This is a genomic window from Candidatus Nanopelagicales bacterium, assembly GCA_028687755.1.
Classification (GTDB): Bacteria; Actinomycetota; Actinomycetes; order S36-B12; family S36-B12; genus UBA11398.
This window is the reverse complement of record JAQTZL010000005.1, coordinates 91,216-113,115: the sequence shown is the minus strand read 5'-3', so window position 1 is coordinate 113,115 and position 21,900 is coordinate 91,216. Positions and strand designations below refer to the sequence as shown.

The 21,900-nt window shown below is 55.2% G+C and carries 23 protein-coding genes and 1 tRNA gene; 3 read left to right on the top strand and 21 right to left on the bottom strand.

The window, feature by feature from the left end; translation table 11 throughout:
• Nucleotide 1: 1 nt before the first annotated feature.
• The 13 genes from PHN51_08295 to PHN51_08235 all read right to left on the bottom strand — a co-directional run bounded on the left by PHN51_08295 (nucleotide 2) and on the right by PHN51_08235 (nucleotide 13,106).
• Nucleotides 2-1,018 carry an ABC transporter ATP-binding protein gene (locus PHN51_08295; protein ID MDD2818776.1) on the bottom strand — a complete coding sequence of 339 codons (1,017 nt, stop codon included), beginning with the start codon at nucleotides 1,016-1,018 and terminating at the stop codon, nucleotides 2-4.
• A 51-nt stretch (nucleotides 1,019-1,069) separates the two neighbouring features.
• A complete protein-coding gene (locus tag PHN51_08290) occupies nucleotides 1,070-2,644 on the bottom strand; it encodes an ABC transporter substrate-binding protein (protein MDD2818775.1) in 1,575 nt (524 codons plus the stop codon).
• A gap of 63 nt (nucleotides 2,645-2,707) precedes the next feature.
• Nucleotides 2,708-3,619: an ABC transporter permease gene (locus tag PHN51_08285; GenBank protein ID MDD2818774.1), complete on the bottom strand. Its 912-nt coding sequence runs from the start codon at nucleotides 3,617-3,619 to the stop codon at nucleotides 2,708-2,710.
• On the bottom strand, nucleotides 3,616-4,572 hold the full coding sequence (locus tag PHN51_08280) for an ABC transporter permease (protein MDD2818773.1): 957 nt from the start codon (nucleotides 4,570-4,572) through the stop codon (nucleotides 3,616-3,618). Before PHN51_08280 ends, PHN51_08285 begins: the two co-directional genes overlap by 4 nt.
• Before the next feature lie 579 nt (nucleotides 4,573-5,151).
• Nucleotides 5,152-5,301: a YdeI/OmpD-associated family protein gene (locus PHN51_08275; GenBank protein MDD2818772.1), complete on the bottom strand. Its 150-nt coding sequence runs from the start codon at nucleotides 5,299-5,301 to the stop codon at nucleotides 5,152-5,154.
• The gene (locus tag PHN51_08270) at nucleotides 5,298-5,576 is read right to left on the bottom strand and encodes a DUF1905 domain-containing protein (protein ID MDD2818771.1); all 279 of its coding nucleotides are present in this window, start codon (nucleotides 5,574-5,576) and stop codon (nucleotides 5,298-5,300) included. The genes PHN51_08275 and PHN51_08270 overlap by 4 nt, the downstream gene beginning before the upstream one ends.
• An 89-nt stretch (nucleotides 5,577-5,665) precedes the next feature.
• A complete protein-coding gene (locus PHN51_08265) occupies nucleotides 5,666-6,040 on the bottom strand; it encodes a hypothetical protein (GenBank protein ID MDD2818770.1) in 375 nt (124 codons plus the stop codon).
• Nucleotides 6,041-6,106: 66 nt separating this feature from the next.
• On the bottom strand, nucleotides 6,107-7,741 hold the full coding sequence (groL, locus tag PHN51_08260) for a chaperonin GroEL (protein MDD2818769.1): 1,635 nt from the start codon (nucleotides 7,739-7,741) through the stop codon (nucleotides 6,107-6,109).
• 138 nt (nucleotides 7,742-7,879) lie between these two features.
• Complete coding sequence (locus PHN51_08255; GenBank protein MDD2818768.1) at nucleotides 7,880-9,127, bottom strand: extracellular solute-binding protein; 1,248 nt, start codon at nucleotides 9,125-9,127, stop codon at nucleotides 7,880-7,882.
• Between the two features lie 5 nt (nucleotides 9,128-9,132).
• Nucleotides 9,133-9,429 carry a DUF3263 domain-containing protein gene (locus PHN51_08250; GenBank protein MDD2818767.1) on the bottom strand — a complete coding sequence of 99 codons (297 nt, stop codon included), beginning with the start codon at nucleotides 9,427-9,429 and terminating at the stop codon, nucleotides 9,133-9,135.
• 60 nt (nucleotides 9,430-9,489) lie between these two features.
• Nucleotides 9,490-10,251, bottom strand: coding sequence for a CPBP family glutamic-type intramembrane protease (locus tag PHN51_08245; protein ID MDD2818766.1), 762 nt, complete (start codon nucleotides 10,249-10,251; stop codon nucleotides 9,490-9,492).
• A gap of 49 nt (nucleotides 10,252-10,300) precedes the next feature.
• Nucleotides 10,301-12,436: a DEAD/DEAH box helicase gene (locus PHN51_08240; protein ID MDD2818765.1), complete on the bottom strand. Its 2,136-nt coding sequence runs from the start codon at nucleotides 12,434-12,436 to the stop codon at nucleotides 10,301-10,303.
• 217 nt (nucleotides 12,437-12,653) lie between these two features.
• Nucleotides 12,654-13,106 carry a hypothetical protein gene (locus PHN51_08235; protein MDD2818764.1) on the bottom strand — a complete coding sequence of 151 codons (453 nt, stop codon included), beginning with the start codon at nucleotides 13,104-13,106 and terminating at the stop codon, nucleotides 12,654-12,656.
• Between the two features lie 241 nt (nucleotides 13,107-13,347).
• On the opposite strand from PHN51_08235, the gene PHN51_08230 reads away from it, so the two are divergent.
• Nucleotides 13,348-13,420, top strand: a tRNA-Thr gene (locus PHN51_08230).
• Between the two features lie 58 nt (nucleotides 13,421-13,478).
• On the opposite strand, the gene PHN51_08225 is transcribed toward PHN51_08230, so the two are convergent.
• On the bottom strand, nucleotides 13,479-13,916 hold the full coding sequence (locus tag PHN51_08225) for a hypothetical protein (GenBank protein MDD2818763.1): 438 nt from the start codon (nucleotides 13,914-13,916) through the stop codon (nucleotides 13,479-13,481).
• Between the two features lie 90 nt (nucleotides 13,917-14,006).
• Between PHN51_08225 and PHN51_08220 the strand changes: the two genes are divergently transcribed.
• On the top strand, nucleotides 14,007-15,275 hold the full coding sequence (locus PHN51_08220; GenBank protein ID MDD2818762.1) for a DUF4032 domain-containing protein: 1,269 nt from the start codon (nucleotides 14,007-14,009) through the stop codon (nucleotides 15,273-15,275).
• Here the strand turns inward: PHN51_08220 and rlmB are convergent.
• From rlmB to PHN51_08195, 5 genes are read right to left on the bottom strand one after another with little or no spacing between them, the layout of a single operon-like run.
• The gene (gene rlmB, locus PHN51_08215) at nucleotides 15,272-16,222 is read right to left on the bottom strand and encodes a 23S rRNA (guanosine(2251)-2'-O)-methyltransferase RlmB (protein ID MDD2818761.1); all 951 of its coding nucleotides are present in this window, start codon (nucleotides 16,220-16,222) and stop codon (nucleotides 15,272-15,274) included. The genes PHN51_08220 and rlmB overlap by 4 nt on opposite strands.
• A 38-nt stretch (nucleotides 16,223-16,260) precedes the next feature.
• Nucleotides 16,261-17,655: a cysteine--tRNA ligase gene (gene cysS / locus PHN51_08210; protein MDD2818760.1), complete on the bottom strand. Its 1,395-nt coding sequence runs from the start codon at nucleotides 17,653-17,655 to the stop codon at nucleotides 16,261-16,263.
• Nucleotides 17,656-17,664: 9 nt separating this feature from the next.
• Nucleotides 17,665-18,171, bottom strand: coding sequence for a 2-C-methyl-D-erythritol 2,4-cyclodiphosphate synthase (ispF, locus tag PHN51_08205; GenBank protein ID MDD2818759.1), 507 nt, complete (start codon nucleotides 18,169-18,171; stop codon nucleotides 17,665-17,667).
• The gene (gene ispD / locus PHN51_08200; protein ID MDD2818758.1) at nucleotides 18,164-18,874 is read right to left on the bottom strand and encodes a 2-C-methyl-D-erythritol 4-phosphate cytidylyltransferase; all 711 of its coding nucleotides are present in this window, start codon (nucleotides 18,872-18,874) and stop codon (nucleotides 18,164-18,166) included. Before ispD ends, ispF begins: the two co-directional genes overlap by 8 nt.
• A 2-nt stretch (nucleotides 18,875-18,876) precedes the next feature.
• A complete protein-coding gene (locus tag PHN51_08195) occupies nucleotides 18,877-19,359 on the bottom strand; it encodes a CarD family transcriptional regulator (GenBank protein MDD2818757.1) in 483 nt (160 codons plus the stop codon).
• A 74-nt stretch (nucleotides 19,360-19,433) separates the two neighbouring features.
• Between PHN51_08195 and PHN51_08190 the strand changes: the two genes are divergently transcribed.
• Complete coding sequence (locus tag PHN51_08190; GenBank protein ID MDD2818756.1) at nucleotides 19,434-20,012, top strand: hypothetical protein; 579 nt, start codon at nucleotides 19,434-19,436, stop codon at nucleotides 20,010-20,012.
• Nucleotides 20,013-20,015: 3 nt separating this feature from the next.
• Here the strand turns inward: PHN51_08190 and PHN51_08185 are convergent, their stop codons facing one another.
• Nucleotides 20,016-20,696, bottom strand: coding sequence for a response regulator transcription factor (locus tag PHN51_08185; GenBank protein ID MDD2818755.1), 681 nt, complete (start codon nucleotides 20,694-20,696; stop codon nucleotides 20,016-20,018).
• Complete coding sequence (locus PHN51_08180; protein MDD2818754.1) at nucleotides 20,693-21,823, bottom strand: ATP-binding protein; 1,131 nt, start codon at nucleotides 21,821-21,823, stop codon at nucleotides 20,693-20,695. The genes PHN51_08185 and PHN51_08180 overlap by 4 nt, the downstream gene beginning before the upstream one ends.
• Nucleotides 21,824-21,900: the final 77 nt, after the last annotated feature.

Genomic DNA, 21,900 nt, shown 5'->3' with positions numbered 1-21,900 from the left:
GTCAGCGTCCCCCTTGTCCAACGTTCACGGTGTCCCGCGCTGCATGCTCGACAGGGTGCAGGCAGGCGAACTGGTGTTCTGTACTCGCTGTGGTCAACGCTGGTCCTGGATCGATGCACGCAGGTGTGCTGAATTCGCATCGCGGAGCAAAGCGGCATCCCTCCGGGGGGCTCACGGGATCAGGCAGGGAGCCATCGATGACGCGGAGCCTCTGATGCCGTCCCGTGGCAATCGATGGTGTAGCGCCAAGAAGGGCTTCGGTGTACCGGTGTCGGGGGGACTCGAAGACTTCGCGAGTGGGGCCAGTCTCGGACAGCCTCCCTGCATACATCACCGATACACGATCCGTTCTGCCGGCCACGACTGAAAGATCGTGGCTGATGAGCATCATGGCCATGCCGCGTTCGCGCTGCACAGATCTCAGAAGATCAAGGATCTGCCGCTGAATCGTCACGTCCAGTGCGGTGGTGGGCTCGTCGGCAATCAGCAGCACTGGCTCACACGCCAACGCGATGGCAAGCATGACGCGTTGGCGCATGCCTCCAGACATCTCATGGGGGTAGTTGCGAAGACGAGGTTCAGGATCCGGGACCCCCACTTCAACGAGAAGCTGCAGGGCGCGGGTGTGAGCCTCGCTTTTGCTGACGCCGAGATGCTTTCGCATGCCCTCTGAGATCTGGCGCTCCACCCTCACTACTGGGTTCAGCGATCGCCCCGGGTCCTGGAACACCATGGCGATCTGATTGCCCAGCAGTTCCTGCTTCTCCTTCTTGGAAAGCGAGAAGAGGTCTCTTCCCTGAAGGCGAACCTCGCCTGTGCAGGCTGAGCGTGGGGGCATCAGGCCCATGATCGCCCGGGCCATGATGGACTTCCCAGAGCCCGACTCACCAACGACTCCCAACGCCTGCCCTGCCTCAAGGTTCAATGAGACATCATCGACAGCGCGCACGGACCCTCGTGGGGTTCCGATATGCGCTCGTAGATGCTGCACCTCGAGCAAGGGGGTGGTGTTCGTCATGATGAGTCGGGCCTCCTGGGAATCAAATGGAGCTGTCAGCAATCCGCACTTCTATGGCTGCATCCACAGTCCTTCAGTGACAAGTGAGCCACTGCCGTAGTACTCGATGCCGCCTCCGAACTTCTTTCCTGTCCAGAAGAAGCCCTGAGGTGAGACGTACCAGAGGTAAGGATTCAGCGACGTAATCCGATCCTGAGCGATCGCGTAGGCATCCTTGCGCTCACCGATGTCAGTGGCCTGGCGTCCGGTGTCGAGCGCATCATTGAGCACTGGATCATTGATGCCGCTGGTGTTCCCCTTCGAATCCCCGTGGAACCAGGTGTACATCTGGGTCTCCGGATCCAGGAAGTTCGTTCCGGAACTCATCGCCTGGAAGTCACCACTGAGCGACTTGCCCTGTGCAGTGGGGAAGTCGAACTCCTCCACCTTGACGGTGACGTTCTTGTAGGTCGACATCTGTGCCTGGATCGCCTGAGCGACGGTATTGCTCGGTGGCAGCGAGTACGCGGTCAGCGTGATCGCCACGGGCTTTCCCTGCTTTGCTGCAATCTCATCGAAGAGCGCCTGCGCTTCGGTGGCATTGAACTGCGTGATCTGCGTTCCGGTGTAGAACGGGGCATCAGCATTGAACAGCGATGTTGGCAGTTCTGCCCCGCCTTCGTAGACAACCTCGTTGATGAGGCTGATATCGATCGCCTTCACGAAGGCTTCTCGTACCTTGGGATCATCGAATGGCGCCTTGCGGAAGTTCAAGGCGAAGCCATTGCCGCCATTGAGCATCACCTGGTAGGTGCCGTAACCGGCAGCCTCGGCCTTCTGAGTGTTGTCGGCCTTGTTATCCACAACAATATCCACGCCATCTGCCTGGAGGGTGTTCAGGCGTTGTGCGGAATCCAGCACCGTGCGGATCGTGAGGGAGTCGAGGTACGGCTTTGGCGCATTCCAGTACGAGGGGTTCTTGGACAGTTCCATCTTGTCCTGGCGAATCCAGCTCTTCAATGTGAAGGGACCGGCACCAATGGGATTTGCATCGAACGCCTCTGAGCCCTTCTCCAGCGCGGCAGGGGAAGCGATCCAGTTCAGCGACGAGACTGTGATGCCCTGCCCGAAGTTCGGATTGGGCACTCCCATTGTGAATTGCATGGTCAGGTCATCGACAACTTTGGTAGAGGTCACCTGCGCAGCTGTGCCCAACGAAGCGGATCCCAACTCGGGATTCTTCATGCGATCCCAATTGAACTTCACGGCCTCAGCATTGAGTGCGGAGCCGTCGCTGAAGGTGACGCCAGGCCGGAGCTTGAGGTCGAAGGTCTTGCCAGCGTCACTCGACGTCAGGCTCTCTCCGATTGAGGGTATCAATTCGTACGTGGTGAGGTCCTGCGTGAAGAGCGTTCCGTAGAGCGAGGTTCCCACGGGAGCGCTTCCCGAGTAACCCACCGTGATCTTCGCCGGATCCAGACTGGTTGGCTCCGTCATCATCAGGAGTGATGCACTACCGCCCGCTACAGGCTCGCCTGAGGTGGTTCCACCTGTGCTGGATACGTCTGCCTCTCCACCTCCACCGCATGCCGCAAGCACGAGTGCTGCGACACTCACCATGGTGGTGGTGAGGATCGATTTTCTCATTCGTTTCATCGAGTTCCCTTCGGTTGTGTTGTGAATGATGAATGCATTCCCCACTCGTTGGTACTAGTCCTGCATCGTGCGATCAAGGCGAACCCGGAGAAAGTCTCCAGCCTGATTGAGTGAGAACACAGCCAGGAAGATGACTCCTGCTGGAATGAATACCAAGGCTGGATAGTTGGCGATCACGTCTTTGCCGGATGCGATCATCCCGCCCCAGCTTGGAGTTGGCGGAGGGATGCCGAGTCCAAGGAAGCTCAAAGAACCTTCCGCGACGATGAGAGCTGCGATGACAATCGGCAGGTAGGTGGCGATTGGCGGCAGTACATTCGGCAGCAGTTCCCTAGCGATGATCCGGGTGTTTCCAGCTCCCATATTGCGCGCTGCTCGGATGAACTCACGAGCATTCCATGCAATCGTGGTCGCCCGCGACAATCGCACGAACGTGGGCACCACAATGAGGGTCAATCCGATCATCATCGTCTGCAAACTCGGGGTCAAGATGGAAGAGAGCGCAAGCAGGAGGATCAGCGCGGGGAAGGCCAAGAGGGCATCAGTGACAATAGTGATGACCGCATCAATCTTTCGTCCGAAGTACCCGCCGATCATCCCCAGCGTCGTACCGATGGTGAAGCCGGCTATCCCTGAAACGGTTCCGACCAATAGTGAGACTCTTGCTCCATAGACGAGCCTGGCCAGAACGGATCTACCAAGTTGATCAGTGCCCAGCAGCATCTCAATTGAGCCGAACTGTGGGGGCTGGCGTGGCCTTCCTATAGGAACCTCGTAGGAGCCAATCGGCAGCAGGCTGGCAAACAGCGCCGAGAAGACAACCAACGCCAGCCACGCGAACGATAGATACACCATGACGGAGCGCGTCTTCTGCGTCGCCGGAACCAGCGGATCATTTGCGGGGGCGAGGCCTGTTCCGCCGGATAGCGGCTCCGCCATATCGCTTGTATGCACGGTTGTCGTCATGAGGTTGATCCTTTGCGCACTCTTGGATCCAAGAATCCGTAACTGAAATCAATGAACGTATTGATTACGACATAGACGACAGCGGTGAATACGACCACACCCGTTGCCATCGTGATGTCGCGCGCAGATATGGAAGTGACCACCAACTGTCCCAAGCCAGGCAGCGAGAACAGGCTCTCCACGATGACCGCGCCACCAATTGCTCGACCGAGGTTGATGCCGAAGAGGGTGACAAGGGAGAACGATGACGGACGAAGTGCGTGCCGCACCAGCACAAATGATCCAGTCATGCCTTTTGCCCGTGCTGCTGCGATGTAGTCCTCGCGCAATGTGGTGATGAGATCGGTGCGTAAGAGCCGGTGGAAGGAAGCAATCTCGGGAAGGGCAATTGCAAGAGCCGGGAGAAATGCAGAACGCAAGTTCAGCAGGAGTCCGTCTTCCTCGATGCGACTCCACCCGTTGACCGGGAAGAGATTGAATTGCACTGCGAGCAGGTAGATGAGCACGGGCCCAGCAACGAACGCGGGGATCGACAGGAACATCGACGAGAATGCATTGATCACTCGATCCGTGCGAGAACCCGGGCGCGTGGCGGAGATGATCGCTAGGGGCACTGCAATGACGAGTGCCATCGAAACCGCAAGAATTGCCAACTCAAGTGTGACGGGAATTCGCTCGATGATGGCAGACGTTACCGACTGACCTGTGATTGCTGAGTTGCCTAGATCTCCTTGCAGCGCATTGATCATCCAATTCCAGTACTGCACCAGAATTGGCTGGTTCAATCCCAGCTTCTCATTTAGTGCTGCCACCTGCTCAGCCGTGGCATTCTCGCCCAGGATCACGCCGGCAACGGAACCAGGAGCCAGACTCAGCATCGCAGTGACGGCAAATGTCACAATCAATATCACGAGCAAGCTCCGTGCAATTCGGCTTGAAGATGATCGCAACATCTCGCCACCTCTCAGTCGGAAAGCACTGGGCACCTCTCTGGGTAGCGCAGAACTGATAGTATGAGTGCACTGAGAGTGAGCGTCAACCGCTTTTCGCCAATTGAATGTCGGATTTACATTTCATTTTGCGCGGGACTGCCCCGAGTGTGATTGCCTCCTGACCAGTGAGGATTCGCTAGCGTTGTGGGAGCGAAATGCCAAGCGACAGACCGCAAGAGATCTCAGCAGATATGAAGATCCGGATCAGGATGTCTAAGCCCGTGAATGAAGTTGTTTCAGTGAGATGGAATGTGGCACGTGGAACTGGAGCCCTTATGTAGAGGAATGAATTCTCGTGGGATCTTCGTGAAGGTGTGGTGCTGTTTGCACGAGCTATTTGTCGGCGTGAAGCTAGCAGTTCACACACAATCTACGCGTATCGCTCAATCTACGCGTACCGCCGCCCATCCACGCATTCCATCGGCTCATCTGCTTCTCGTCCAGAAGACAACGCGATCGCATTCCCCCATTTGTGGCTGCAAAGCAATGCAGATCGCTGAACTGGTTGCCGCAGATCTCTCACATCATCGTGTGCTCGCCTCAGTGCGTCTTCTTTCCTGCTTCAAGGGACTCGATGCTCTTCAGCACTCGCGCTGATCGGGTCTCGTCCTTCTTGGCATCTTCAATCCACAGCACGTAGCCGCGATGATTGCTGAAGGACAGGCTTGCGAAGGAGTCTCTCGCCGTCATATTCTCCGCAGCTCGGAGGCGAGGTCGGCCGGGACGCTGACTTCACGAGGGGCCGGTTCGACTGCCAATCCATCCGTGATGCTCTCGCCGGCTTTGATGCCTGCAGCTTCACGATTCTCAGTGCTCACAGGAATCAGGTAGCGACCGTTGTACGGCGCACTCGTAGTCCAGTATGAGTGCTTCTTGATCGTCACGACGACCGGAACCCGCTTGCCGGCTGAAGTGGCTGCAGCGTTGCTCGACGAAGGCATCGTGCTCGGTGAAGGCGCGCTCATGTCGCTCGTGGCAGAACTGCGACGGGAGTACTTGGGTCTTGGTCCCCTCGATGCCCTTGTTCGTCAGCCCGGAGTGACTGATGTGTTGGTCAACAGTGCGCACGACGTCTGGATTGACCGGCACTGAGGTGTAGTTCAAGCTCCAGATCCACCGCAACACGCCCTGAGGTGGCCACACCCCCCACGAGCAGTGGATCCACTCCAGCAGGCCCTGAACCCACGTACATCAGTTCCTTGGCACCGTAACTGGAGAGGAATGCACTCAGGCCTAGATCCAAGAGGAAGTTGCCGGTCTTGGTTCTGTCTATCCCCAGACTCATCGTGAGTACACAGCCGGCAGCATCGATAGTGAGATCGGCGGAGTCAACGGGCGCGGTCAGGGTGAGGTTCTTGCCGTTGACCTGTGAGGTGAGCGTCAAGGCAACTGCTGCAGGAGTTTTACTCCAGGCTCCGGCAATGATCATTTGCTGACCCTATGCAACGAGCGGCACCCCAAAGGGATGCCGCTCGTTGAAATGCTGTGCGTTGAACTAGAAGTCCATGCCGCCCATGTCGCCACCAGGCATTGCTGGAGCAGCCTTCTCAGGCTTGTCAGCAACAACAACTTCAGTGGTGAGGAACAGTGCCGCAATTGAGGCTGCGTTTTGGAGTGCTGAACGGGTGACCTTTGCAGGGTCGATGATGCCAGCGGCAATCATGTCGACGTATTCACCAGTTGCAGCGTTGAGGCCCCAACCTGCCTGAAGTTCGCGAACCTTTTCAGCGACGACGCCACCTTCAAGTCCTGCGTTTTCAGCGATCTGCTTCAACGGTGCACTCACCGCAACGCGAACGATGTTTGAACCAGTGAGCTGTTCGCCCGTAAGTCCAAGTGCATCGATCTTTGCTGAGGCTGAAGCCATAGCCTGAATCAAAGCGACGCCGCCACCAGGGACGATGCCTTCTTCGACTGCAGCCTTTGCGTTACGCACTGCGTCTTCGATGCGGTGCTTGCGCTCCTTGAGCTCAACTTCAGTTGCAGCGCCAACCTTGATGACTGCAACGCCGCCGGCCAACTTCGCCAAACGCTCTTGCAACTTCTCACGGTCGTAATCTGAATCTGAGTTTTCGATTTCTGCGCGGATCTGATTCACACGGCCGTTGATCTGATCAACATTGCCTGAACCTTCAACGATCGTGGTTTCGTCCTTGCTGACCTGCACCTTGCGAGCGCGGCCAAGAAGTTCGAGCCCTGCAGTTTCAAGCTTGAGACCAACTTCTTCGCTGATGACCTGGCCACCAGTAAGGATTGCAATGTCTTGCAGCATTGCCTTGCGGCGATCGCCAAAGCCTGGAGCCTTGATAGCAACTGACTTGAAGGTGCCACGGATCTTGTTCACGACGAGAGTTGAAAGCGCTTCGCCATCAACGTCTTCAGCGATGATCACCAATGGCTTACCTGACTGCATGACCTTCTCAAGCAGTGGAAGGAGATCCTTCACTGATGAGATCTTCTGGTTAGTCAGCAGGATGTATGGATCTTCGAGTTCTGCTTCCATGCGCTCTGGATCAGTCATGAAGTACGCAGAGATGTAGCCCTTGTCGAAGCGCATACCCTCGGTGAGCTCAAGCTCAAGACCGAAGGTGTTGCTTTCTTCAACAGTGATGACGCCTTCTTTGCCAACCTTGTCCATGGCTTCAGAGATGAGGCCACCAACTTCTGCGTCGCCACCGGCTGAAATTGCAGCGGTTGATGCGATCTGCTCTTTGGTTTCAACATCCTTTGCCATGGCTAGGAGCTCTGCACAGATAACGTCAACGGTCTTCTCGATGCCGCGCTTCAAGCCCATTGGGTTTGAGCCAGCGGCAACGTTGCGAAGACCTTCGCGCACGAGTGCCTGTGCAAGCACTGTTGCGGTGGTGGTGCCGTCGCCAGCTACGTCGTCAGTCTTCTTGGCGACTTCCTTGACGAGCTCTGCGCCGATTTTTTCGTATGGATCTTCGAGATCGATTTCCTTAGCAATGGAAACACCGTCGTTGGTGATGGTGGGAGCGCCCCACTTTTTCTCCAACACAACGTTGCGACCTTTAGGTCCAAGGGTGACCTTGACTGCGTCTGCGAGCACGTTCATGCCGCGCTCAAGCGAGCGACGAGCCTCTTCATCAAATGCGATGATCTTTGACATTGATCTGTTCCTCCAGGAACGCCGAGCGGAAAATGGCACTCTCAGGTGTCGAGTGCTAACCCATTTTTAGCACTCGGACCCTGAGAGTGCAAATAAGATTTCCCGGTTTCGCCAGGGGCGAAGTGGCCCAGATTGGGCTTAACCCCGGGCAGCGATGGCCTGAACCACGCTGTTTTGAGCGTCGGTGAAGGCAGGTACTGGCCCTTTTGCCCCTGAGCCCTTTGTCGTGACCGCCCAGGCCTTGCCTAGAGGAGCCCAGACCTCACCCATGGCAGGCACGTTTGGAATCGCAATACCGGCAGCGCCGGCAGCGCCAAAGGCCTTGAGGCGGGCATCGGTAACTCCCGAGACCGCTTTACTGCTGGCTGGCATCCGACGGGCAGCGTTGGCAAAGGCCGCCTGGATCCCAGCCTTCGATAATCCTTCAACGACGAAATCCGAAGCGGCCTTTCGAACCTGGTGAGCTTGGGCGTAAATCGTGACCATAAAGCCCTTCATCCCTAGCAATGGTGCTGGGGACTTTCCGCTCACCATGCCCGGCACTGAAGTGATCCGGTAACCGAAAGGTAAAGCGATGATCGCGTTGAGGTCCCACGGCCCGGTAATCCAAAACGGTGCTTTGCCTGCGGCGAAAGCGTCTTTGGCTTCCTGGGTATTCAGCGATGAGTCAATGACTCGTGCCGAGTTCCAGTCTTTAATCAGAGTCGAATATGCAAGAAAGGCCGGGTTTGCGATTCCAACATCACTGGTGCTGGCATTGCCTTTGTCGTCTTTGCCAAAGACATAGCCGCCAAGCCCGCTAAAGAAGGGATACATGTTGTAGGCGTTGCCATTTGCTCCCTGGCCCACGGCAACACCTGCGGTTGCTTTCTTGTTTTTCATCAAGCGGGTTGCAATCGCAACAACTTTTTTGAAGTCTTGTGGTTGCTTTGGCACCAGACTCACGTTGGTCACCATTGCAAGGTTTTCAAATTGCACTGGTACGCCAAAGATCTTGCCGTTATAACGGAAACCCGATAACACATTGGGTGGAAACACAGAGATGCGATCGCTACCAAGTACAAGGCTTCGCACTAACTTGGCGTCAACGAGCTCGCCTGTTGATTCATGCTCTGCTGCAATCACATCCGGTGCATCCGCAGACTTCACTGTTGTGAGTTCATCTTTGATCGCAGCCAAACTGTCTTTGACTACGACTTTGATTTTGGTGCCGCGGAAACCTTGCGGGAACTGCGCATTCAATACATCTGCGCGAATTTGGTCAGCCCACACCACGATTGGTGGATTTGCTGCTTGTGCGGTTGGAGCCAGAACCACAACGCCCGCAACCATGCCGAGCCCGACACAACTGACGAGCGCTTTACGCATTGCCCCCACAGCAGTCATGGGATTTAGCGTGACTCGAGCTCAACGCCCAAACGACGAGCTGAGCGTGCCTTTTGACGTGATGAACGCATGCGACGAAGACGCTTGACCAACATTGGGTCCAACTCCATTGCGGCTGGCTGATCGATCAAGCCATTGAGAATTTGGTAGTAGCGAGTAGCGCTCATATCGAAGAGGTCACGAATGGCCTGCTCTTTGGCGCCTGCGTACTTCCACCACTGACGCTCGAACTCCAGGATTTCCCGGTCGCGATCAGACAGTGCGGTGGCCTGATGACCAAAGCTCTGACGGGCAGCGTCCATGCCGAAATCCTTCCATGCGAACAACAGTGTGCCTATCGTAGATGGCAAACAACACCGTTGTCATTTAGGTCCGGATTTTGCCCCTCTGTCTCGAATTCTGATCAGGACCCAGCTAAAGGCATAACCAAGCCCGTTGGTTCCCCAGTGGAAGCCCATCGGGGCCAAAACGCTGCCAGAGACCAATCTCAGACCAATGAAGAGCACGCCCGAAACCCCTGTCGTGATCACGCTGATCAGCACGGCCAGGATGTTTGCGCGCCGTCCCTCCCCGACCATTGACCCCAAAGCAGGGTTCTGCTCATGGGTGCCAATCGAAGGCAAGATGTGCCAAAGGCCAAAGGCCAGGCAGGAAATCACGATGGCCCAGGTCAATCCAAAGCGCCGGGCCAACATGGCAAACAACACTGATCGAAAAGCGATCTCTTCGAGCAGCACTGTGCCAAGGGGAACTTCAATCAATGACTGAAACAGCACTCCTCGAGCACTGAGATCGGCCATCCGCTCATCATGAAAGGCGGTACGTGTGTGCTTGATCAGTGAACCGACGAAATAGACCAACGCAATTGCGCCGATGCATATCGCGGCCCATACGAGCCCTGGGATGAAGTAGCCCTTCCCAAGACCCATATCGGTCCAGGAACAACCATCGAGCAAACCAATCGCAAGAAAGACGACGGCAAACGCAAAGGCCCACAACAAGTAATGGGTTTGCGGCGCTACCCGATGATTGATGATGTTGAGTGCAATCAGCACGACAACAACAACCGCAAGCGGCCACAGCGCCAAACCTGAAACTTGCTCAGGTACGACCCAGTTAATCATCAAGGCTCCCGCCGTATTGCGAGCTCATCACTCGCGCAAGCGAGCCTAGTTAGCGACCCTTGCGAGCACTTGCTGGCGCGCCCTTGCGCTTTGCTGGGCCACTCTTTGCTGGACGCCCACCGGCTGCTGCTTTACGCGCAACTGACCCATGACGAGGCTTGTCGGCACGCTTTGGTGCGCCTGCACCTGAACGAGCTGGGCGATCGTCATATGAACGCGCAGGGCGATCACTGCTCGAGCGAGCAGGACGATCATCGAACTTGCGCGGAGCACGATCATCGAATGAACGTGGTGCACGGTCATCACGACGCGGAGCACGATCATCGTATGAACGTGCTGGACGATCGTTATATGTACGAGCTGGGCGATCACTGCTCGAGCGAGCCGGGCGATCATCAAATTTACGTGGAGCGCGATCATCGAACTTACGAGGTCCGCGATCATCGAAATTGCGTGGTGCGCGATCGTCACGACGCGGAGCACGATCATCGTAAGAACGCGCCGGACGATCGTTGCTCGAGCGAGCTGGGCGATCATCGAACTTGCGCGGAGCACGATCATCAAAAGAACGTGGTGCGCGGTCATCACGACGCGGAGCACGATCATCAAAAGAACGTGGTGCGCGGTCATCACGACGCGGAGCACGATCATCAAAAGAACGTGGTGCGCGGTCATCACGACGCGGAGCACGATCATCAAAAGAACGTGGTGCACGGTCATCACGACGCGGAGCACGATCATCAAAAGAACGTGGTGCACGGTCATCACGACGCGGAGCACGATCATCAAAAGAACGTGGTGGGCGATCGTTGTACGTGCGCGCTGGGCGATCTTCGTATGAACGTGCAGGGCGGTCATCAAAAGAACGTGGTGCGCGATCATCACGACGTGGTCCGCGATCTGAGCGCCCACCTGATGAGCGGCCACGATCGCCGCCACCACTGCCATAACGTGAACCACCGCGACCACCGCGAGCAGGCTCGCGTGGTGGGAACCAAGGCTCACCTGAAGGTTCGCGCGCACCTGTTACTTCAACCAAGTGCTGATCCATTGGGCGAACGCGCTTTACATCTGGGTCAACGCCCGCGCGTGAAGTAAGTGCCGAAACTGTGCGCTGTTGCTTTGGAGCGGCGAGGATGACAACGGTGCCGGACTCACCTGCGCGAGCCGTGCGACCGGCACGGTGCAAGTAATCCTTTGGATCACTTGGAGCGTCAACGTGTAGAACCAAAGAAATTCCATCGACGTGAATACCGCGAGCTGCAACGTCCGTTGCAACAAGCACTGGAGTCACGCCATTCTTAAATGCATCCAAGGTGCGAGTACGCACTGCTTGAGTCTTGCCACCATGAAGTGCGCCAGCGGCAACACCTTGTGACTGCAAGTGATCAGCGATGCGATCTACACCAGCTTGGGTGCGTGCGAACAAAATCGTGCGACCTTCGCGTGCAGCAATCTGCGTGGTGATGAGTTCTTTGTCCATCGGGTGCACGAGAAGAACGTGATGCTCCATCGTGTCAACGGATGCAGACGATGGTGCGAGGGAATGGGTAACAGGATTGTTCATGTATGCCTTGCGCAAAGCATCAACGTCGCCATCAAGCGTCGCACTGAACAACAAGCGCTGACTTCCTGGCTTGGTGAGGTCCAAGATTTCACGGACGATTGGCATGAAGCCCATGTCTGCCATCTGGTCAGCTTCATCAAGCACCGTGATTTCAACACTGCTTAAGTCAACGGATCCACGGTCCGCAAGGTCCATCAAACGACCTGGCGTTGCAACGAGCATGTGCACACCACGATCAAGTGCATCGATCTGCTTTGCGTATGGCATACCGCCGGCGATGAGACGCAAGCGAAGTTCAGCAGCATCTGCAATTGGGCGAAGTGTGTCATTGACCTGCATTGCCAACTCGCGGGTAGGCACCAAAATCAAGCTGAGTGGCTGACGGCGATGCGCGGTCTTACCAAGCAAGTTGGTCAGCGCCGCGAGGCCGAAGGCAAGGGTCTTTCCTGATCCTGTTTGGGCACGGGCCAGGACATCACGACCAGCAATTGCGTCAGGCAATGTTGCTACCTGAATTGCGAACGGTTCCATGATTCCTTGGCGGGCCAGAGCCGACGCGAAGGCTGGGTCAACACCAAGATCGGTGAACGAAGGATTTGAGGCAGGGGAAGTAGGCATAACAAACACAACTCTCATTCGAGACGAATTTGCGTGTCTCGAATGGCGACAGTTGGCCGCGAAAGATCAAGACTCGCTCGTGAGCTCTAAAGCTCCCAGTCATCGGTTGATGACCCTTTTAAGGTACGCGAAGATCCGCTGAAAGCGAAATCCCCTCACGAAAACGACAATCCCCCTGCCAACCCTAAGGTCGACAGGGGGATTTCAGCGTCGAGAATTACTCAGCTGCTGAGAGTTCGATCTTCACGAAGTTCTTGTCCTTCGTGATGCCAGCTGCGGTGACCTTGACTGGAGCGGTCTTGCCCACAGTCACGGTTGCTGCCTTTGCAGTGTCAACCCTGACAACGCCTGACACGGTGCAGGTAAAGAAGCCTGCGAAGTCGCCACCTGCGTAAGTAAGGCTGACCTTAGTTACCTTGCCGGTGCCAACAACCTTGCCTGACTTGTCCTTGAACACGATTGGGGTCTTCAAAGTTGCGCCTGCTGCTGGGCCATCTTCGGTCACGCAAGCAGTCTTCGCTGCTGGCACACCGTCTGATGCCAAGATTGATGAGTCGACGAGCTTGACCTGAACGTTGACGTTCGAGGTAGCTGCCTGTGCTGGTGCTGCAACGAGAGCTGCTGCTGCAACCATGCCAAGAGCTGCTGCGCCGATAAGAGTCTTCTTCATTATTCCTCCGGTTGTTAGCAACGACGGGGGTCGCTGCCTTGGGTCTTTCGCCTGTGGCGTGAATATATACATCAAGTTGCCGCAATGGGAAGAGTTGAAGAATCTTTTTCCGAAACCAGCCAAATCGTTACTTTCGCGCCTGATCCCATGTAAACGTTGTGATCGCGACAACTCCCCCTATAAACCCCGATTCTGAGGGCGAATCACGTCCCTGCGAGCACTCTTCTAGACTTATCAGCCTGCCCCTATAGCTCAGTTGGTAGAGCACCTCACTTGTAATGAGGATGTCGTTGGTTCGATTCCGACTGGGGGCTCTGCAATGAATGAGGGGCACCGCAAATCCGGTGCCCCTCTTTCATGTAACCGTGCTCCTTAGCCAGCGAGACATCCGCCTTCGAAAAGTGCCTCGGGAATTGTTGCGTCCGCTGGATACGCCGTTGGGGTCTTGCTGTAGTCAACGGTGCCACACACGTCTGCCTGCTCCTTTGGAATCCAGAACTGACCTTCTTGTTCAAAGATGAACGATGTTGGCGCACCATGTTCACCGTCACCGATTGTTGCGCCGACAACTGCCCAACCGTCAGCACACGACAAGGCATCCCATGACATCAATGTCACGTCTTTTGCTAGGCCTTGTTCCAAGGTTGGCTTGATGGCAGCTTCGGTGCACTCAGTCATGCCACCCACCATTGAAGCTGATGCGCTTGGTGTTGCATCACCTGAAGTGCTGTCACTACTTGAACATCCTGCAAGTGCTGCGCCTGCAACGAGTGCGGTTGCGAGCAGCATTGCTCCACGAGTACGAATCACAATTCCTCCAGTATTAAATGCAACGTTTGTGCAATTGACTGTAACCAAGAGTCTTCGCGATATCCCGGACTGACATGTCAGACTTTCGACGTGCTCCTCACCGGTAACTCGACGGAACCTGAACTGGCGTTCTTGCCATGGGAAATTCCCTTGGAGCAATGGTCTGACGAACTTGTCGTGGCACTGCCGCGCGGAATTAGCCGACACATCGTGCGTTTTGTTCGCATCAACAATCGTGTCTATGCGGTGAAGGAAATTGAGCAGTACTACGCATCGCGCGAATACGCACTACTTCATGAATTACTTGATCGCGATGTTCCTACCGTTTCACCCGTCGCAGTGATTTCCGAACGCTTCGACCATCTAGGCGAACCACTACCCTCTGCTTTGATCACCGAGCACCTGAAGTTCTCATTGCCTTATCGAGCACTCTTTTCTTCAAGCCTTCGCCTTGATACTGCTTCTCGCCTGCTCGATGCGCTGGCAGTGTTACTCGTTCAACTGCATCTTGCGGGTTTCTCCTGGAACGACTGCTCCCTTTCCAACACCTTGTTTCGACGCGACGCTGGCGCATTCGCCGCCTATCTCGTTGATGCAGAAACCGGTGAATTACACGAGAAGCTCAGCGATGGTCAGCGCGCCTACGATCTCGAAACAGCAGCAACGAACGTTGCTGGCGAACTCCTTGATCTACAAGCAGGCGGTCGCCTCCATGAAGGCATCGACCCAATTGAGGTAGGCATCAGCCTGCACCAGCGTTACGAAAAACTCTGGAATGAACTCAAGCGCACGCTTGTGATTTCTCGAGCCGATCGTTTTGAACTAGAAGCGCAGATTCGCCGACTGAACGATCTTGGGTTTGACGTCGCCGAACTTCAAGTCACCACTGGTCAAGATAAGGACCAGGTCGTGGTGACTCCAAAGGTGGTGGATCCTGGTCATCACATGCATCGTCTCTTGCGTTTGACCGGTATCGATGCGGAAGAGCAACAAGCCCGTCGCCTACTCAACGACCTTGATTCATATCGCTACAAAATTGAATCAGGCCCAGACGATGAGGAATTTGCGGCACACCGCTGGGTCAATGATCGTTTCGAGAAGGTCATGGAAAAAGTTCCATACGACATGCGTCGAAAACTTGAGCCCGCCCAAATCTTTCACGAAGTCTTAGAGCATCGCTGGTTTATGTCAGAGCGTGCAGGAAGCAGTGTGAAGTTTGAAGATTCAGTCAATGACTACATTGAAAATGTGTTGTCAAAGAAGCCAGACGAGCAATCAGTTCTCGGCGCACGCATCGGCAATGCCAATGACACCACCCAAGAACTATTGCTTCATCTTCCGCACGAGGATGAGTACTAGCGAGCGATACTCACTGCATGTAAAGCGATACCCGCGGCAACGGAAGCATTGAGCGATTCATTGCCGTCAAACATCTCGATACGCACTTGCCAGTCACAGGTTTCGGCGACCAACCGCGAAAGGCCCTTGCCTTCCGAGCCGATCACAATCACGACTGGTTCAGAAAGAACACGCTTTGGTAAATCAGCAAATGTGTGTTCAGCTTCAGCAGCCAGGCCAACAACTGCATAGCCGGAGGTTTGCAGGGACTTCAATGCACGCGTGAGGTTAGTGACCTGAGCTACTGGAACGCGGGCGAGAGCACCTGCAGATGTTTTCCAAGCGCCAGCGTTCACGCCAGCGGAGCGGCGCGCAGGAACCACGATGCCACCGGCACCAAAAGCGGCAGCAGATCTTGCAATCGCACCTAGGTTGCGTGCATCAGTCACGCCATCAAGCGCAACGATCAAGTTGCTGTCACTGATGTCACTGAGCTCTGAGTATTCATATGCGGGAACGGTAAGCACCATGCCTTGATGCACGGAGCCATCGGTCATGCGATCGAGTTCAATTTTCGTTACTTCAAGCACAGGGATATTTGACGCGATCGCGCGGCGCAGTGACTCGCGCCAACGATCATCGGCTTCTACGCGCGTTTGCATGTAGAGGGTCTTTCCTGGAACACCTGCACGCAAGCCTTCAACCACCGCATTACGCCCCATGAGCATGCTTGAGTCTTCGCGGCGAGCTGGACGACGGCCACCAGTTGAGGTCGAACGAGGACTATCCGCAGCGCGCTCTGAAGCCTTCTTTCGCTTGGCCGCTTGGTGATACGGGCGCTCAACAGCCTTTGGTGTTGGTCCCTTGCCCTTGAGCTGCTTGCGGCGCTGGCCTCCAGAGCCAACAGTTGCGCCCTTCTTTGTGCCAGGGTTGCGCATCGCGCCTCGACGCTGTGAATTGCCTGCCATGTGTTGTTACCCCTTGCTAGAAGATCGTGCGCGATGAGTTATTGCTCGAGAGTCCAACGTGCCCCTTGCGGAGTGTCCTCAATGCGAATTCCCATGGAGTCCAATCCATTGCGAATCGCATCAGCTGCTTCAAAGTCTTTACGTGCGCGTGCTTCTTGCCTCTGAACAAGCAGTGCCTGCACCAAACCGTCAATCACTTCAGTGGTCTGGTCACTTCCACCAGCACTTTTTGGCCAATCGCGGGGATGTAAGCCCAACACATCCAACATTCCAAGAACTGAACCAAGTGCCACGGCGACATCCTGATGGTTCTGCTCAGTCAAAGCCGCATTGCCCGCCCGCACAGTGTCGTGTAACACCGCGCATCCTTGAGCGACCGAAAGATCATCATCCATCGCATCATCGAATTGCTGTGGTCGCGTTTCAGTGAGACCTTGAGCTTGCGCACCAAGAAACTCTTGTGCACGTGCGATAAAGCCCTCAATGCGACGAAATGCTTGGCCTGCTTCTTGAACAGATCCATCCGAATACTCAAGCATCGAGCGGTAATGAACGGAAACCAAGTAGTAGCGCAGATCAACTGGCCGGATGCGCTTCACAACTTCAGAGACGAGTAGTGAGTTACCCAACGACTTGCTCATTTTTTCGCCAGCAGTAGTCACCCAGGCGTTATGCATCCAATAGTTCGCGAAACCATCGCCTACAGCTTGCGACTGCGCAATTTCATTTTCATGATGCGGAAAGATTAAATCAAGGCCGCCCCCATGAATATCAAAATTCGGGCCAAGGTATTTACCTGCCATCGCCGAACATTCAATATGCCAACCTGGCCGCCCATCGCCAAAAGGTGTTGGCCATGAAGGCTCACCAGGCTTTACTGACTTCCACATCGCAAAATCGCGCGCATCACGCTTACCCATTGCTTCAGAGTCAGCGGAGGCAACCATGTCGTCTGGTTTTTGGCCACTCAGATTTCCATAGGTTGCAAATGACTTCACATCAAAATACACATCGCCATTGAGTTCGTAGGCATGCCCCGCTTCGATGAGACGCTGCATCAATGTGACCATCTCGGTGATGTGACCGGTCGCGCGTGGCTCATAGGTTGGTGGCAAGCAACCCAAGATGTTGTATGCATCGGTGAAAGCGCGCTCGTTATTGATAGCAACAAGCCAGTAAGGGATTCCCTGCGCTTTGCCGTTGTTGATGATCTTGTCATCAATATCGGTGACGTTGCGAATGAAAGTGACGTCGTAGTCGCGGGCAATCAACCAGCGGCGCAGCACATCAAAGGCGACGCCACTACGAATATGCCCAACATGTGGCGGCGCCTGCACGGTGGCACCGCACAAGTAGATCCCAGCCTTGCCCGGCTCGATGGGGACAAACTCGCGCTGAGTGCGCGTTGCGGTGTCATAAAAGGAAAGTGCCACGAGCGCAGGTTACCGATCTACCGATGGTGCTTGTTGCAGCACAAGAGCAACGGCGATTGCAGCTACGCCTTCACCGCGACCAGTGAGTCCTAAGCCATCAGTCGTAGTTCCGGATACTCGAATAGGTGCGCCAACCGCTTTGCTCAACACAGTTTGAGCTTCTTCGCGGCGGGTTCCGATCCGTGGACTATTTCCAATGACTTGCACTGATCCATTAGCAATGGCAAAGCCGGCTGCTTTGACCAACGCAGCAGTATGCGTGAGCATCGAAATTCCCGATGCGCCGCTCCATCGTGGATCGTCTGTCCCAAACACTGACCCCAGATCTCCAAGTCCAGCTGCAGATAGCAACGCATCGCATAAGGCATGACAAGCAACGTCAGCATCCGAATGGCCTGCAAGCCCATTCACGCCAGGCCAGTGCAATCCGGCCATCCACATTTCACGACCTTCTTGGAAGGCATGGACGTCGGTTCCCATCCCGATCAACGGGGAAGCCAATTCGTGATTAGCCATGAGTGAGCGCCGCCCTTCGCTTAGCAAGCACGCTTTCCGCGAGTAACAAATCTATTGGTCGAGTTACCTTGAAGGCTTCCTCGTGACCAGCGATCACGCGAACCTGTACCCCATGACGTTCGACCAGACCTGAATCATCAGTCGCCGTATCCTCAACAGCCGCTGCGTGCGCTGCTTGTAGAACAGCGCGATCAAAGCCTTGGGGGGTTTGCACAGCACGAAGGGAACTGCGGTCGGGGGTAGCGATCACGAGATCATCCGCATTGACCTGCTTGATGGTGTCAGTGACCAAAAGTGCTGGGATAACAGCGGGATATCCATTGCGTACCTCTGCCACGATTGCGCTCACAATTTCGGTTGGCACAAATGGTCGAGCGGCGTCATGAACGAGCACCACATCGACATCATCAGGAAGCTCGAGCAGTGCGTGAGAGACGGAGGCTTGCCGGGTCTCACCGCCACTCACAACGATAACTTCAGCGCCAATATCTTCGAGAAACAGTGCCCGCACGCTTTCTACGGCTTCTTCTGGAGCAGCAATAACGATGAGATCAACGCTGCGCGAACCAGCTAACGCATGCACTGCATGCACCAGCATCGGTGTTCCACCAATTGGTCGCAGTGCTTTTGGAACCCCAGCACCCAGACGCTCACCGCGCCCGGCGGCTGGTACCAGGGCAGCAGTGCGCCCTAGAACACTCACGTCTAGGAGGCGAGGACCTCATCGAGGATGGCCTCAGCCTTAACCTCGTTGGTCTTCTCAGCTAGAGCCAGCTCACTCACAAGAATTTGACGAGCCTTGGCCAGCATCCGCTTTTCGCCAGCTGAAAGACCACGTTCTTTTTCACGACGCCACAAATCGCGCACTACTTCAGCCACCTTGATGACATCGCCTGAAGCGAGCTTCTCAAGATTTGCCTTGTACCGGCGGGACCAGTTGGTGGGTTCTTCGGTATATGGCTGGCGAAGCACGTTAAATACGCGCTCCAAGCCAGCGGCATTGACCACATCGCGAACGCCGACGAGATCGACATTGTCAGAGGGAACGCGAACAGTCAGATCGCCCTGAGCCACGCGGAGGACGAGGTACTCGCGATCCTCACCTTTGATCTTGCGCATCTCCACGGCTTCGATAACTGCCGCCCCATGATGTGGGTAGACGACAGTGTCGCCAACGTTGAAAGCCATTGAGTAAAACCCCTTTCGAGGGGTTAAGACTACCACGAGAAGACACCCCAAAATCTGGTCGCTACTCTTCCCTTGTGACGAACGTAAACCTGACCCAACGCGCCCTTGCCCGCCGCAGCTCAATTGCCATGGCTGCTATCGCCCTCGTGGCCCTGCCAGCCCTCTCAGGCTGCTGGAACGGCAAAGAGGCCACCACCAACATGCAATCTGGCATGAATACCGGCAACGGGATTGAGGCGCAGGTTGGCGATATGGAAGTGGTGAACGTGACCTTGGTCAAGGGTCAGGGAGTTGGCCCGGCTCAACTCATCGGAACGATCGTCAACAACGGCATCACCGTTGATGTGGTCGACAGTGTCGAGGTTGATGGCAAGGCGATCTCCTTCACCCCAGCACTCAAGCCGATTCTGGGTGGCGGTGCAGTCGCCTTTGGCTACCAAAATGCCGCAACGAAGGCTCCCGTTCGTGGTGCCAAACCGGCGGTTAGCACCTACGTTCCTGTGACCTTTAACTTCCAAAATGCCGGACAACTGAAGATCTCAGTCATGACGGTTCCTGACACTGGCTTCTACGCAGGCATCACCAACACGGTGACCTTGAGTGACGTGCTCCCTGCAGCGACTCCAGCTGCAAGCGCCACTTCAGCTGAGTAGAACTCAAGCCTGGTAGCGGTAACCCAACCCACGCACCGTCAGCAGGTGCACGGGATTTGCGGGGTCTACTTCAACCTTTGCGCGCAACCGCTTGATGTGAACATCAAGAGTCTTGGTGTCACCGACGTAGTCAGCGCCCCAAATACGGTCGATGAGTTGATTACGGGTCATGACGCGACCTGCGTTACGCACCAAGAACTCCAAGAGATCGAATTCTTTAAGCGGCATCGTGATCTGTTCACCACGCACCGAAACTACGTGACGATCCAAGTCAATACGCACGGGTCCTTCTTCAACCGTGGTGGGAAGTAAATCTTCAACTTCTCCATGACGACGAAGCACTGCCTTGACTCGAGCGAGTAACTCACGTGAAGAAAATGGCTTCGTGACGTAATCATCGGCACCGAGCTCTAGCCCTAGCACTTTGTCGATCTCGCCATCTTTTGCTGAAAGCATGATGATGGGAACAGAAGATTTTGCACGAATGTGCTTACACACTTCAGTGCCCGACAGGCCGGGCAACATAAGGTCAAGTAACAGGAGATCTGCACCATTGCGTTCGAACAGTTCAACAGCTTTATGGCCATCGGCCGCTACTTCTACTTCATAGCCTTCACGTTTCAACATGAATGACAGAGCTTCAGAAAAAGACTCTTCGTCTTCAACGATCAAAATTTTGGTCATGACTGCAGCTCCCCGAATGGTGCCGATATCTCAATAATCGTTGCCTCATCACCTTGCTGGTTAGCGTCTTCGCCAACAAATGTTGGTAGGCGCAAGGTGAAAGTTGAACCCACGCCAACTTCGGACCAAACGGTGCATTCTCCACCATGGTTTTGACACACATGTTTCACGATCGCTAATCCCAACCCAGTACCACCGGTTACTCGCGAACGAGCCGGATCAACACGGTAGAAGCGTTCAAAAATGCGATCGAGATCGTTAGCAGGAATTCCTACACCTTGATCTTTCACCATGATTTCTACGATTGAGTCGATTTCACGTGAATGCACGGCAACACTCGTACCATCGGACGAATAGGCAATGGCATTGACCAACAAGTTGCGCACAGCTGTTTGCACTTGGCCTGCATCCGCATATACAAACGTTGGCGCTTCCGCAGCGATGACGAGATCAATTTCGCGAGTTTCCGCAAGCATGCGTACATCTTCAATGGCAAGCGCAATTACTTCGTCAATGTTTACGACTGCTGCATGGCTCAGTGGATCATCACCTTGCAAGCGAGATAGATCGATAACGTCTTGTACAAGATGTCCAAGACGCGTTGCTTCCATCTGCATGCGTTGGGCAAAGTGTCGGACCTGTTCTGGATCCTCGCTCGCCGATTGAATCGCTTCTGCTAGTACAGAAAGCGCACCGACGGGAGTTTTGAGTTCATGACTGATGTTGGCAACAAAATCTCTACGCACGGCATCAACTCGACGCTCTTCAGCAAGGTCGTCAATCAAAACCAAGATTGCGCCCGTACCAAGGTCCGCAACTCGAACGCGTAGTTCTAGGAGTTCGCGACCAAGTGGTGGACGGCGCACACGCATCTCTTGTTCGCGAGCTTCACCGTCGTCAGCCACTGCATGAACCAACTTGGCCAAATCGCGAATCGCGATGGTGTTGCGATTCACCAAGCCCAGAGCCAAGGCTTTCGCGCTAGCCCGAAGAACGGTGCCATCTTGATCAACCACGATGGAGACCGAGGGCAGAACAGCCAAAATCCGGGAAACCTCGTCTGGGATCTCTTGGTAGTCCACTACAAGCCCATCTGCCGTTTGCGCTCGAAGGAAGGTGCTGGCCACTATTGAAGGATAGGCAGCCAAGTGGGTCAGATGAAAATTATTCGCACGAAACCACGAACCATTTGCTTAGGGTTCAT